Origin of the sequence: Kribbella sp. NPDC023855, assembly GCF_040639475.1 — a bacterium.
Lineage (GTDB): Bacteria > Actinomycetota > Actinomycetes > Propionibacteriales > Kribbellaceae > Kribbella.
On the sequence record NZ_JBFAAA010000004.1, the window covers coordinates 50781 to 64517 of the forward strand.

7 protein-coding genes are annotated in these 13737 nt (G+C 67.7%); 1 reads left to right on the forward strand and 6 read right to left on the reverse strand.

Annotation, left to right across the window (positions count from 1 at the left end; translation table 11 throughout):
- Window positions 1-50 precede the first annotated feature (50 nt).
- The 3 genes from AB0F51_RS15595 to AB0F51_RS15605 all read right to left on the reverse strand — a co-directional run bounded on the left by AB0F51_RS15595 (window position 51) and on the right by AB0F51_RS15605 (window position 4329).
- Window positions 51-1706 (reverse strand): cellulase family glycosylhydrolase, encoded by a 1656-nt coding sequence (locus tag AB0F51_RS15595; protein ID WP_360279902.1) that lies wholly within the window; start codon window positions 1704-1706, stop codon window positions 51-53.
- On the reverse strand, window positions 1703-3037 hold the full coding sequence (locus AB0F51_RS15600) for an SGNH/GDSL hydrolase family protein (RefSeq protein WP_360279905.1): 1335 nt from the start codon (window positions 3035-3037) through the stop codon (window positions 1703-1705). The genes AB0F51_RS15595 and AB0F51_RS15600 overlap by 4 nt, the downstream gene beginning before the upstream one ends.
- A 266-nt stretch (window positions 3038-3303) precedes the next feature.
- Window positions 3304-4329: a LacI family DNA-binding transcriptional regulator gene (locus tag AB0F51_RS15605; protein ID WP_360279907.1), complete on the reverse strand. Its 1026-nt coding sequence runs from the start codon at window positions 4327-4329 to the stop codon at window positions 3304-3306.
- Between the two features lie 179 nt (window positions 4330-4508).
- On the opposite strand from AB0F51_RS15605, the gene AB0F51_RS15610 reads away from it, so the two are divergent.
- Complete coding sequence (locus AB0F51_RS15610; RefSeq protein ID WP_360279909.1) at window positions 4509-6824, forward strand: beta-galactosidase; 2316 nt, start codon at window positions 4509-4511, stop codon at window positions 6822-6824.
- 240 nt (window positions 6825-7064) lie between these two features.
- Here the strand turns inward: AB0F51_RS15610 and AB0F51_RS15615 are convergent, their stop codons facing one another.
- The 3 genes from AB0F51_RS15615 to AB0F51_RS15625 all read right to left on the reverse strand — a co-directional run bounded on the left by AB0F51_RS15615 (window position 7065) and on the right by AB0F51_RS15625 (window position 13733).
- Complete coding sequence (locus tag AB0F51_RS15615; protein WP_360279911.1) at window positions 7065-9974, reverse strand: S8 family serine peptidase; 2910 nt, start codon at window positions 9972-9974, stop codon at window positions 7065-7067.
- A 206-nt stretch (window positions 9975-10180) separates the two neighbouring features.
- Window positions 10181-11101: an XRE family transcriptional regulator gene (locus AB0F51_RS15620; protein WP_360279914.1), complete on the reverse strand. Its 921-nt coding sequence runs from the start codon at window positions 11099-11101 to the stop codon at window positions 10181-10183.
- 58 nt (window positions 11102-11159) lie between these two features.
- Complete coding sequence (locus tag AB0F51_RS15625; protein ID WP_360279917.1) at window positions 11160-13733, reverse strand: BTAD domain-containing putative transcriptional regulator; 2574 nt, start codon at window positions 13731-13733, stop codon at window positions 11160-11162.
- Window positions 13734-13737: the final 4 nt, after the last annotated feature.

Sequence of the window (13737 nt, forward strand, 5' to 3'; positions counted from 1 at the left end):
GCGGTCTTGCATGAGGGATGGGCCGTCAAGGCGGCTCGGTGTGGGGTGGGCTACTGGCCGGCGTAGATGGTTGCTTCCTTCGAGGTTTGCCGGATGCCGTTGGTGCCGTTGATGATTCGCTGACCCCAGGGGGTCAGGCGGGTGGGGTCGAAGGAGTAGACCATGTCGAGGTACTCGACGCCGCCGCCGTTGCCGCTCCAGGACCAGCCGAGATAACCGAGGCCTATGGCCTGCGCCTGAGCCAGGATGGTGTTCTCGTCGGGATCGCCGTCACTGTGGGAGTGGCCGAACTCGCCGACCACCAAGGGCAGCCCGGCGTTGCGGAAGGCATCGAAGTACGCGGTGATCTTGGCCGCGGTGTTGTAGACGCCGTACATGTGGATGGAGAACACGGTGTTGCGCTGTGGATCGGCGGCCAGTACTGCGGCCGCGTTGTTGCGCATGATGTTCTGCCAGTCCTGGCCCCACATCGGTGCGTCGGCCATCAGGAGATGCTGCAGTCCGGCACCGCGCAGTCGCTTGATCGCGTTGCTGGTCGCGGTTGTCCAGGTCGCGCTCACCTGCTGGTTGTTGCCGAACGGTTCGTTCCCCAGGTTGATCACGACGTAGTTCTCCTGGCCACGGAGTACGCCGGCGATGCTGATCCAGTAACCCGCCGCCTGGTCCAGAGTCGCGGCCCCGCTCTCGTCGCCGTACCCGGTCGTGTCGTGCACCTCGAGGACGCAGATCAGCCGTGACCGCTTGCACAGGGAGATGATGGTGGTGACTTCACCTGCTGTGGTTGGCGCCGCTCGATGGCCGCTGCTGAGCACCACGCGGACGGTGTTGGCGCCGGTCGCCTTGATGTTGGCGAAGGAACTGTTCTGCGTCTTGTACCAGGCGTACGGGTGGTTCACGCCGCGCATCACCAAGGTGGCGCCGTTCGCCTCGACGACGCGGGTGCCGTTGACGCGCAGACCGACCGCGGCTGGCGTATCCGCGGACAGAGCCGCCACGACCGCGGGGTACCAGCGCTGCTCCATCTTCTGGATGCCAGAGTTGTTGGGGTGTACTCCGTCGTAGGTGTCTGTGGCGGTGTTGAACCCCGACCACTGGTCGACAACTGTGATGGGTGAAGCCGCGGTGGTGTTCGCTTGGGCCCAGCCGGGGATGACGTTGTTCAGGGCAACGACTCGCTGAGAGCAGGCGGAGCAGTTGGCGGGGTTCATCGGGATGATCCGGGCGACGACGAGTTTCATCCGGGGGTTGCTGGCTCTCATCTGGCTGAGCAGCGTGGTGTAGGCGTTCAGGATCGAGCCGGCCGGAATGTTGCTCCAGGCATCGTTGGTGCCGAGATGCATCATCACGATGTCGGGGCGGGTGGCGGACAGCCAGCCGGGGAGCTGGTTGTTGCGGGCGATGTTGGTCGCCAGGAACCCACCGTGCCCTTCGTTCTCCCCGTCGTGGCTGAATCCACAGCCCTGGGCCGGCAGCGTGCCGACGAAGTCGATGTTCGTGTGGCCGGTATCTCGTAGGTGCCGCCACAGCAGGGCGCGCCAGCAACCGAGCGATCCGGTGATCGAGTCGCCCAGCGGCATGATGCGGGTCGCCGCGGTGGGCGCTGCTGCCGCTGTCGTCGTGACGGGCGCCGCGGCGGCCTGGGGCAGGGTGAACAACAGGGACGCCAGCAGGGTCAGCAAACTTGCGAGGCTGAATCGTCGGGTCATTCTTCCTCCAGTTGCGGTTGGGTCAGAGCGGCGGTCAGGACTGGGACGTAGAAGGTGGAGATACCGGCGAGGTTGGGGTGGGTGCCGGTGCCGCCGGTTCCGGGGAAGCCGTTGACGAGGTCGTTGAAGGTGTAGGCCACCCGCTGGCTGTCGACGCGGGTGTCCAGGGGCGTCCCGTTGAAGAGATCGGCGACCGAGACCTTCCACTTGCTGCAGATCTGCAAGGTCACCGCGCGGATGGCGAGTTGGGTGTTCCAGTCGCGGGAGCCGAGTTTGTGGACGGCGACGTAGACGATCCGCGCGGTCGGCCACTTGGTACGCATGGCCGACAGGGCGGTCTCGAGCGAGCCCGCGTAGGTGGACTTGTCGAACCTGGTGGGATCGAAGCCGTCAGCCATCACGCCGACGCCGTACTGGTGACCGTAGATGCGTTCGGCGTCGTTGGTGCCGCCGTCGAACACGACGTAGTCGGGAGAGCGGGTCGAGGCGTTCCGCACCTGGGTGATGAGCTGGTTGCTGCTGGGGCCGACCGTGGCGCCGTTGACGGCGTACTTGGACAGGTTCATCAGTTCGCGTTCCGCGGTGAGGTTCACGAAGCTTCGCGGATAGCTGTGGCCGTAGACGATGCTGTCGCCGAGGGCGTACATCGTTGTGCCCTTCAGGCTGCCGTATGCGGCGTTCGCCGGGACGGTGAGCCGGAAGTTGTCGATCGACTGCACACCGGTGCCGTAGTAGTTGGCGGCGACAAACTTCGCGAGATTTCTGCCGGTCACGGTCGCGGTACCCGAGGCCATCACCCGCGCGGCAGTCTCTCTGGTGGCGATCGTGTACTGCACTCGCTGCAGGGTGAAGTCGAGGTGCAGATTCACCGTGTACCACCTGCTGCGGTCGTAGCCGATCCTGATCCAGGCCGGGTTGAGTGAATCCGGGGCAGTCGTGGAGTCGGACACCGGGCCGGTCAGTCCGTACCGGAGTTCGGTCGTCGTACCGGCGAGTGAGAACACGAGATTGCCTTGGCTGTCACGGAGTTCGACACCCGTCTTGTTTCCGCTGGTGGCGACGGCGGTTTCCCAGTCGAAGGCGAGATCGAGGGTCTTCTCCTGGACGACGGCGGGGTCGAACGGCTTGACCGAGGTGGTGTAGTTGCGCATCTGCCTGGTCAGGTTGAGGACGCCGCCGGCCACGTCGGCTCCGATCGGGAAGCCGAAGTTCGGCGGCGTCGTCTGGACACTGAACGATTGGTTGATGAGGACACCTTCGGCCGCAGAGGCAGGTGCTGCGGGGAGGGCGAGAAGGGCGAGAACAGGACAGGACGCGACGAATTTCCTCACTGTGGGACTCCACGGGGCGGTAGGTCGAGGAGCTCCGGCCGGGCCACGGGGGAGGAGGCGATCGAAGCGCTTCGATGTGGGGTGTAAGCAGAGGGTTACATCCTGCGACTACCGCGGTCAAGACTTCGGGATCGATCCCAGTCTGTTTTGAGTCCGCTCGCATTGGGAGCGTTCACATCCTTGAATTGCTCCACTCGAAGGGATTTCTGGCCAGAATTGTCCCTCGCCGCCCTCAGATACGTGCACGTTCCCAGCAGGCCGCCGGTTCAGGCCGTGGTAGAGGCTCGGATCACCAGTTCGGTCGGGACGGTGAGGTGGCGCGGGTTGGCGCCGTCGATTCGCTCGGTCAGGAGTTCGACGGCGGCCTTGCAGATCAGGTCGAAGTCCTGGCGCATCGTGGTGATCGCCGGTACGACGGACGTCGCCGCCGTACTGTCGTCGAAACCGGCCACGGCGACGTCTTCGGGGACTCGTCGTCCGGCCCGTTGGAGGGCCTCGATCGCACCGGCAGCCATCACGTCGTTCGCGGCGAACACCCCGTCGAGATCCGGCACCCGGTCCAGCAGTGCCAGCATCGCGCGCGCTCCACCTGCGCGCGAGTAGTCCCCGGTTTCGATCCAGTCCGGGTTTACCTCGCCGCCGAGTGCTTTCGTATAACCGGCCAGGCGCTGGTCGCCGGTGGGGCCGCGCTTCGGACCCGCGATGGTGACGACGCGTCGCCGGCCCAGTGAGCGGAGATGCCGCGTCGCAGTACCGGCGCCGTCCTCGTCGTCGGCGGCTACCCAGCTCAGTCCGGCTGTCGATGGTGGTTCGCCAGCGCTGACCACCGGGATCCCGGTACTCACGACGCGTGAGACGAAGTCCGGGTCCTGGTTCCAGGAGGTGATGAACACGCCGTCGACGACGCCGTCCTCGATGAACTCGATGGCCTGGTCGCGCTCCGCGCTGTTGCCGGCCATCAGCAGGACGATCGACGACCCGCGCTCACGAAGTGCGTCCGAGCTGCCCTGGATCAGTACGGCGAAGTTGGGGTCGGCGAACAAGCGGTCGACACCCTCGTTGATCAGGAACGCCACCCGGCGGCTGCGGTGCCCGCGGAGGCTCCTCGCCATGCTGTTGGCGCGATAGCCGGTCTCTGCGATGGCGCGATCGACGGCGGCGCGCGCGGACGCGCTGACCCACCGTTCGTTGTTGAGAACTCGCGAGACGGTACCTCGGGACACCCCGGCGGCCGTCGCGATGTCATTGATCGTCGGACGCTTGCCCGGCTGCCGGTCCGTAGGTCCTGCCACCCTGCTCCGTCCGCTCGCTGTGGGCCACTGCGGCCTTCCACGGTCAACCGTAGAACAAGCGCAACGTGGCCGGGGTGCTCGCGTGGCCGATTCCGGTCACGCGCCACGGGGAGACGATTCGCGGGGCAGCACATGGTGGACGGCATACTCGCGAAGATGGACTTCGCATTCGAGAACCGATGAGCGGTCACCGGATCAGAGTGGCGCCGTGGCCGGACGAGGCGCGGCGGCCGCGGATGGCCAACTCCGATGATCGGCGGCCCGGGATTGGGCTGTCCAACCGTGGGCTGGAGCGGGACGGCGTTCCGGTCATCCCGATCTCCGGGGAACTGCACTACAGCCGGATGCCACGAGATCGCTGGGAGGACCGGCTACGGGCGACGGTGGCGGGTGGCGTGACCGCGGTGTCGACGTACGTGCCGTGGTTGCACCACGTTTCGGAGCGCGGCGAGCCGCGGTTCGATGGCAATCTGGATGTGGGCGCGTTTATTGATGCCTGTGGCAACCATGGGCTCGATGTGGTGTTGCGGATCGGGCCGTGGTGTCACGGCGAGTTGCGCAACGGTGGCTTCCCGGACTGGGTCGCGGCCGCGAACGTCGCGCATCGGACCGATGATCCGCAGTACCTCGAACTGGTCGAGGAGTGGTTCGGTCAGCTGTCCGGACATCTCGGACGGCGGGCCGGGCCCGACGGTGTCCTGCTGGCGATTCAGCTCGACAACGAGTTGTACGACCAGCCCGGTCATCTCGTCACGCTCAAGGCGCTGGCTCGGCGCGCAGGGCTGGCCGCTCCGCTCTGGACGGCGACGGCTTGGGGTGGAGCGAAGCTGCCCGACGAGGAGGTGTTCCCTGTCTACGGTGGGTACGCCGAGGGGTTCTGGGTCGACTCCGAGGCGGGCTGGGATCCGTCGTTCCGGGAGCACTTCTTCTTCAGCCACCGGTGGGACGACCCCGGGATCGGCGCGGATCTGCGGCACCACGAGCCGTCCGTCCCGGCTGATCCCACCGCGTCCGGTTTCCCGCCGGCGACCTGTGAGCTCGGCGGTGGGATGGCGACGGCGTACCATCGCCGCCCGCTCCTGGAGCCGCTCGACGTGGCGACGGTGGCGTGGTGCAAGATCGGCAACGGCTCGGCCTGGCAGGGGTACTACATGTTCGCCGGCGGGACGAATCCGGCCGGCGGCCCGGACGGCTGGCAGGAGTCGCATGCGACCGGATACCCCAATGATCTGCCCAGGCTGGGGTACGACTTTCATGCGCCGATCGGGGAGGCTGGGGAGATCACCGGCTCGCACGCCGAGCTTCGGCGCCAGCACGCATTCTTGACCGCCTTCGGCGCCGGGCTGTCGGAGTTGCCGTCGTGGCTACCCGAGGTCAGGCCGGCCGGGGTGGGGGACAGGACGACACCTCGGTGGGCGGTGCGGTCGGACGGCGACAAAGGATATCTCTTCGTGGCCTGGCATCAGGCTTATGAGCAGCTGGATCCCTTGCGTGACGTGCAGTTCGAGATCGCTGCGGCCGATGGGAATGGCGCGTTCACGGTGCCGGCGGAACCGGTCACCATCGAACCCGGGCTGCTGGCGTGCTGGCCGCTGTTCCAGGAGTACGGCGGAATGGTGATCGAGTGGATCACGGCCACGCCGGTCACGTTGCTCGAGGGGACCGAAGCGCCGGTCCTGGTGTTGCTGGCGGATCGGTCTCTGCCGGTCGAGCTGCGGCTGCCTCGTGGCGTGGCGGTTTGGTCGGAGAGTGGTTCGGTCGACAGCGCGGGCGACGGGACGACGTACAGGTTGGTGGCTTCGGAGGTGCCGGTCAGGTTGGTGTCGGCCACCGGATCGCTCGATCTGCTCGTCCTGCCGCCGGATCTTGGGGCCGAGCTTTGGGTGCGTGAGCAACCCGAACGGACACTGCTTCTGTCTGACTGCGAGGTTTCGTGGGGTGTTGAGGGGCCGGTGCGGGTGGTGTCCGCGGGAAGGGTGCCGCGGTTGCGCCGCTATGAGCCTGATGCCGGGCACTTTGTGTCGGTGCCGTTGGGCCCGTCGCCGGTCAGTGGCCGGACTGCGACGGCGCAGGTGGAGGTCATCCGGCCCGCGGGCGAGGTGCCGGCTGCCTATGGAGAGCGGGAAAGCCGCGCCTCCAGTCCTCAGCCGTCGGACCTCGACCGGCTCGCGAGTCTGTATCGCGTCACCTTGCCGGACTGGGCCGGCGACGTCGAGGCACGGCTGCACATCACGTGGGCCGGCGATGTCGCCGAGCTGGTGGTGGACGGCGTGACGGTCGGCGATCGCTTCTGGGACGGGAGCGTCTGGACGATCGACGTGCGGGACGCGGGGCTTCACGCAGCAACTGACGTCGTACTGCGAATCCTCCCGCTGGCGGCCGAGAGCCCGGTTTGGCTACCACCCGAAGCCCAGGCAATCCGAGCTAGCCAGCCGGGTCAGCTGATTCGCACACCGACCATCGTCGTCGAAGAACTGGTGACCTGCGAGGAGTAGCCAACAAACCCCCACGCTGCCTCGCCGCTCGCTCCTCCGTCGCTCACCACTCGGCGCTCCCACCCAGCCCATGCGCTCCTACGTCGCGCGAACCGAGAGTAGGCACCGTCTCGCTGAGCTGAGCGCATTGTGGTGATCCCAGCGATTGCGTGCTTTTCCGCATGGCAGGCCGATGCCGTCGGCAACATGTGATTGCCGACGGCATCGGTTTCCTCTGCTTCCGGCACCTGGCCGGGAAGGTTAGTACGGGAAGATGAACCAGTAGAAGGTGGCTGAGGCTGTTGCGCCCGAGGTGTCGGTGACTCTTACCGTCGGGCGGTAGTTGGTTGCGACGGTTGGGGTGCCGGTGATCAGGCCGGTGGACTGGTTGATGGACAGGCCTGCGGGTAGGCCGGTGGCGGTGAAGCGGTTGCCTCCGGTGCCTCCGGATGCCTTGAGTTGCAGGGTGACCGGTCGGCCTCGGACCGATGTCTGTACGCCGGGATCGGTGAGCGTGAGGGTGGTTGTTCCACCGTTGACTGTGAGGCGGTAGGTCGTTTGGCGGCTGACTGCGTCGCGGGTGCCGTTGACGGTGATGGTGTAGTCCCCGGCCGGGGTGGAGGCCGAGGTGGTGATGGTTAGTTGTGAGCTGCCGCCAACCGCGATCTTCGTCGGGCTGAACGACGCGATGGTGCCACTTGGTAGACCGCCGGCGGTCAGGTTGACCTCACCGGTCGGCGGCTCGGTGGTGCCTAGTTGCTCGTTGGCCCAGTCGCCCATCACGCCCCACAGCTTGCCGTGCGCTTGGTAGGTGGCGCAGTCGGTGCGCAGCCAGGAGAAGACGCCGTAGATCTTGCCGTTGTAGAGGTAGGGCCCACCGCTGTCGCCCTGGCAGAGGCTCGGGCCGCCGCTGGCGTAGCCGCTGCACATCATGTACCGGTCGTCGAAGTGCCCGGAGTACGAGCCGCAGTTCTGACCGTCGACGGTCGGCAGCACGGCCTCGTACAGCTTGGTGTTGCGTTGGGCATCTTGTGAGTCGCTCTTGCCGTAGCCGATCGCGGTGCCACGGGTGCCGAGGGCAAGCGTGTCACCGGATTTGGCGACCGCCGGATAGGCCATGCCGGCCGGGGTCGGGATGTCGCTGATGGTGGTGATCACCGCGACGTCGTAGCCGGTGCGCCAGCCGTCGTTGGCGTTGTAGTTGGGGTGGGTCAGGTACTCCTGGATCGCGATCCGGACGCCCTTGCTGGTGTCGGCCAGGTCGTCGCGGCCGTAGATCAGGTACTTCTCGCCCTCGGCGAACTTGCAGTGGGCCGCGATCAACACCTTGCGCGGAGCAACCACCGAGCCGGTGCAGGACTGCTCTGTCGGACGCGCACCACCGGTGCGGTGCTGCGAGATGATGAACGGGTACTTGCTGACGGTCGTCAACGTTCCACCGACGACTCCCACACCGGAGCCCGGCCCGGCGCTGCTCTCCTCCCGCATCGCGGTCTTGGACTGGCCAGTGTTCGCTGGGGCAACGCTCGTCGCCGTCGCCCGCACGGTGGTGGTTACCGAGTTGCCTGCGGTCACGGTTCCGGATGACGGGTCGGTGCTCAGCGAGAAGTCGTCGGGGACGTCACCGTTCACGGTGAGCCCGACGTTCGTAGTACGGGTGACTGCTGTGCCCTTGCCGGTGACGGTGACTGTCGCTCGGGCCGGACTGGCCGCAGCGGCCGCGGTGAGGGTGAGCCGCGACGAGTTGCCCGCGGTGACCGACGCCGGATCGAACGATGCGGTGACACCGGACGGCAGGTCGCCGGCCGACAGCTGCACGGTCTGCGCCGCGCCGCGAGTCACCGTGGTCGCGATGGTGGTGGTCACCGAGCTACCAGGGTCGACACTGACCGCGGTGGGGTTGGCGGCCAGCGAGAAGTCGTCCGTCGCCGGCGGGGTGTTCGGTACGTAGACGAGCTTGTTCGGCGCATCCGACGGGATCCCCGACATCTTCCCGGTACTGGCGTTGTCCATCACCCATTGGTGCAGCTGGGCCGGAGTACTGCTCGGCGCGTCGTGCAGCCGCAAGGCCATCGCCCCGGCGACGTGGGGTGCCGCCATCGACGTACCGCTCAGAGTCCCGTACGCCGAATCGCTGCCGCGGAACGCCGAGTTGATCCCGGAGCCGGGTGCCCACAGGTCCATGCAGCTGCCCGCGTTCGAGTCGGACGCCCGGGTGTCCTGGTTGGTCGAGTTGCCGACTGTCAGGGCCTCGGTCATCTGACCACCAGGGCCGTATTTGCAGGCGTTGCCGCCGTTGTTGCCGGTGATCAGCGACCACTGGACGCCGGCGTTGACGATCGAACCGCGGATCGCGCTCACGGCGATGTCCGGGTCGTCGGTGTACACGCTGAGGTTCGCCACGGCCGGCTTGACCGCGTTCTGCGCGATCCACTCGGCCGCCTCGACGAGGTCGGCGTCCACCCCGAACCCGTCGCAGCCCAGGATGCGAACCGAGACTAGGTTCGCCTTTTTCGCCACGCCACGGGTGCTGCCGGCGACGATGCCGGCCACGTGTGTGCCGTGGTTGTGGCAGTCGTTGCCTTGGTTAGGAGTCGCGTGGAAGTCCGCGCCGAACTTGGCCCGGCCCTCGAACTCCTGGTGGGTGTAGCGGATCCCGGTGTCGACGATGTACGCCGTCACGCCGGCGCCGTCGTTGGGATAGGTGTACTTGCTGTCCAGCGGCCGGTCCCGCTGGTCGATCCGGTCCAGGCCCCAGTTCGGCGGGTTGTTCTGGGTGCCGCCCGGCCCGGTGGCATCTCCGATCCGAGCCGTTCCACTCTGCCGTACCTCGGCGACATCCGGGTGGGCCGCGAGCCGACGCGCCTGCTGCTCGGACAGGTCCCGTACGACGAAGCCGCGCATCGTCTTGGTCAGTACTGCGCCCAGCCGGCCGTCGTACCGGTCGGCCAATGCGCTGGCGGCTCGCTCGGTCGCAGCGGCTGTGGCCACCGCTTGGCGGCCGGGCGCCAGGGTGACCAGATACGTCCCGGCGACGGGTTTCTTGGCGACGCTGACCACGTGTCCTTCGGGCTCTGGCACGGCTGACCCGGCCGATGCTGTCGCCGCGGTGACGGCGAACGCGGCCAGCGCCGCAACCACGAGTGGTGCGGTTCTTCGCAATAGGCGCATGCGAGCTACCTCCTTGGGGCGGAGGGGTCCCGACTTCGGCCGGCACCCACGAACAGCAGGAAGGTAGCGACGCGAATGCGCCTGGTGAGGGGAATTCCGGCGTTCCCAAGCGAATGCTTCCGCGACCGCGTTTGCGCAGGTCAGCGGGCGTTTCTGTTCACAGTTTTACCGGGTATTCGCGGTGCTGTTGACAGCTTGGTTGGCTGTCACCACACCCAGCGGACGCCGACCGTGCCGGCCTGCACCTGCGGGACGACCAGCGAAGTGGTGCCCGCGCTGCCCAGCCACAGGTCCTCGACGTGCCGGTCAACCTCGTCGGTCCCGGAGCGATCGTAGCGGCGTACCCATGCGGGCCGGCGGCCGACGAACCTGAGTTGCAGGGTGTAGAGCGCACCTGGCCGGGTGAAGCGCCGGTAGAAGTTGTCCATCGGCACACTGAGTGGCAGCTTCACCTCGTACTCGACGATGGCCCGCTCGCCGGCCATCAGTGGCCGGTCGAAGAGGAACTCGGCGACGAACTGGCGAGTGGCCAGGTCGCAGCGGACCCGGCCGCGTCGCGCGAACGCCACCCCCACGAGCTCAGGCACCAAGTCCGACGGGTCGTCGACGATCTCGTGGTACACCATGCACCGGTCGACCCGTTCGGTCAGTGCCTCGGCGACCAGCCGGACGCGTTGACGGCGTACGTCGCTGTCCTCGTCCACGACGAGCAGGTCGCTCACGCTGAGGAAGGCGAGTTGCCCGTCGGGCGGTGCGTGCATGGCAGCGAGCAGTGGCTCGGACGACGGCCACAGCTTCCACCGGTCGACCGAACCCGCAGGGTGCCCGACCCAGCGGCCTCGGGGTCGACGGGTGCCGAGCAAAGCGAGCAGTGCCGACGAGGGTAGGCCGAGGATCTCTTCCAGCCTGGCCACTGCCTTCAGGGACTCGCTGCGTTCCGGCCGGCTGCGGCCGTTGCGCCAGTACGACAACGCCGTACGGCTCACCGAGACGCCGTCGGCCGCCAGCCGGTCGCACAACGCGCCCAGCGACAGGCCGGACGCCGCGATCGCCGAGTCGAGCGCGGCCTCGAACGGACCGGTCCGTAGCAGCCGTGCCAGCTCCCGGTTCTTTCGCGCCACAGCCATCCGGCAATGGTCACGCGGCAGCCCGCCGCCGTCCAGGCCAACTGCCTGGGTCAAATATTTAACCCAGTAAGGATTTCAGTTGTGCCGCCGCCGACGGATCGAGTTCGCGAAGGATCGCCTCGGCCCGTCGGCGTGCCACCGCGTCGTCCACCAAGGCGGCGAGGTGCGCGCAAGTGCTCGCTTCGCCGTACCGGTCTCCCAGTTGGACGAACACCAGCACGGCTTCCCGGTACGCCGATTCTGCCGCTGCCACGTCGTCGTTGCGTGCGTACATCTCCGCTAAGCAGGACAGGGTGTGTGCCTCGTACGCGCGATTACCCACCTGGCGGTGCAACTCCAACGCCCGCTTGCCATCAGCAAGCGCCGCCTCATGCGCCCCGAGCCGGCCCGAGTACCAAGCGACATCGCTGAGCGCCATCGCCTCACCCGCGACGTCCCCAGCAGCCCGGAACAGCTCCAACGCCGATCGCGCCGCCTCCAGCGCAGCCACCTCGTTGCCCTGTACTCCGAAAGTCAGGTCGCGGTAGTGCTCGGTCCACGCCCGGTCGACAGGAGTCGGGGCCAACGCCAGCGCCCGGTCCAGGTGCACGTGTGCATCGGCGAACCGACCCAGGTCCGCGTACGCGAACCCCAGGAACCGGCGCGAACGCGACTCCGCTGCCTCCGACCCCAGCCGACCTGCAGCGTCCACCGCCGCGTGCTGTGCAGGCACGCGATCGTGCCAGTGTCCCTGCCGGTGTAGGTAGACATGGGTCGCCCACGCCAACTGGCAGACGTACGCCGGTTCGTCGACGCGGAGCAACGCGAGCAGGGCCGACCGCTCGGTCTCGAACCAGGCCAACGCATCGTCCTGCGACTCCAGCGCCGACACCACCACGCCGGCCGCCGGCTCGTCGACCGGGATCGTCTCGCCGTGACTGAACAGCAGCCGATCCGCTGCCCGGGCAGTGTGCACGTAGTGGTCGAGCAACCGCGTCAGCGCCGTCTCATCGCCTGCACCCAGCTCCCGGGCGTAAGCGCGCAGCAGGTCGTGGAACGCGTACCGCCCCGGCGTCGGCTCCATCACCAAATGCGCCCGAGCCAGCTCGGCCAGCTCGCGTCGTACGTCCTTGCCCGCCAATGAGGCCGCGGCATCCAGCCCGACGTCAGGTCCAGGATGCAGCGCCAGCAAGCGAAACACCCGCGCCGCTGACTCCGATAGCGACCTGTACGACCACGAGAACACTGCGCGCGCATTGCTCGTCGCATCGCCCGCGTCGAACCCGTCCAGTCCCGCCTCGGACAACTCCGCGCCAAGCGCAGCCAACTCGTATCCCGGTCGCAGGACCGCACGCGCTGCCACGATCGCCAATGCCAGCGGCAGCCCCGCGCATCGCTTCGCCAACTCGGCCACGTCGCCAGGCGAAGCCTCTGCCCGTACTGCGCCGAGTCGCGTGGCCAGCAGTCTCTGAGCCCCCTCTGCGTCGAGCAGGTCCAACGCGACCACGTGTGCGTCGGCGCCGGTCACCAGACCCGGCAGCTGGTTGCGGCAGGTCACCACTGCGAGGCAACCAGGCGCTCCCGGCAGCAGTGGCGCAACCTGGCCCGCGTCTCGCGCGTTGTCCAGCACTACCAGCGTGCGGGTGTTCGCGACGAGGCTGCGATACAGCGCGGCTTGTGCCGACGGGCTCGCCGGTACCTGTCGCCGTGGTACCCGCAGTGCTTCCAGGAACCCGCGCAGCGCCTCACTCGGGGCCAGCGGTGGCTCCGACGGGTCGAAGCCACGCAGGTCGACGTACAGCTGACCGTCCGGGAACCGCTCGGCGACCCGATGAGCCCAGTGCACCGCCAGGGTCGTCTTGCCGACGCCCGCCGTACCTGAGATCACCACTGGTCCGGCTGGTAGCGCGTCGAGCGCTGCGAGCTCCGTCTCCCGGCCACTGAACGACGCCGGATCGGCCGGCAGTTGCCGCGGTACCGCCTGCGTGGCTGGCTCCCCGGAGAGCAGTGAGGCGTGCAGGTTCCGCAGTTCCGCGCTGGGATCCACACCGAGCTCGTCTGCGAGTCGGCGCCGCAGCTGCTCGTACCGCGCGAGCGCCTCCGCGTCTCGGCCCTCCGACCGCAGTGCTTCGAGCAACCGCGCCCACAGCGACTCCCTGAGCGGGTACCGGTCAGCGAGTTCGACAAGGGCCGTCACGTCGCCACTGCGTTCCACAGCGTCGAGGTACCGCTCCCACAGCCGCACCCCGTAGGTCTGGTCCAGCCAGTCCGAGCGGAGCCCATCGAACGGGTCGCCGCGCCACAGCGCGAGCGCCTCAGCGAGTCGACCGCCATCCAACAGGGCAGCGAACCGCAGCGCGTCTACAGCATCGGGGGAGACCGCGAGGGCGTACCCAGCGCCGTGCGTCTGCACAACAGAATCGCCCAGCAGCCGCCGGAGCCGCCGTACGTTGCTCTGCACGTTTGTCCGCGCATCCACGCCGCTGTCCACGCCCCAGACCGCGGCAGCGATCCGCTCGGCCGGCACCATCTGACCCGCCGACAGAGCCAGTACTGCGAGGAGAACGGGCAGCCGCTCACCGGGCACTGCAAGCGCCTGGCCGTCGACAACCACGCGCAGCGGACCGAGCAAGCCGATCTCCACCTGCGTCACGGGC

Bases quoted from the DNA above. Each gene is read 5' to 3' on its own strand.
- AB0F51_RS15595 (WP_360279902.1), bottom strand. From the start codon at position 1,706: ATGACCCGACGATTCAGCCTCGCAAGTTTGCTGACCCTGCTGGCGTCC.
- AB0F51_RS15610 (WP_360279909.1), top strand. From the start codon at position 4,509: ATGAGCGGTCACCGGATCAGAGTGGCGCCGTGGCCGGACGAGGCGCGG.
- AB0F51_RS15615 (WP_360279911.1), bottom strand. From the start codon at position 9,974: ATGCGCCTATTGCGAAGAACCGCACCACTCGTGGTTGCGGCGCTGGCC.
- AB0F51_RS15620 (WP_360279914.1), bottom strand. From the start codon at position 11,101: ATGGCTGTGGCGCGAAAGAACCGGGAGCTGGCACGGCTGCTACGGACC.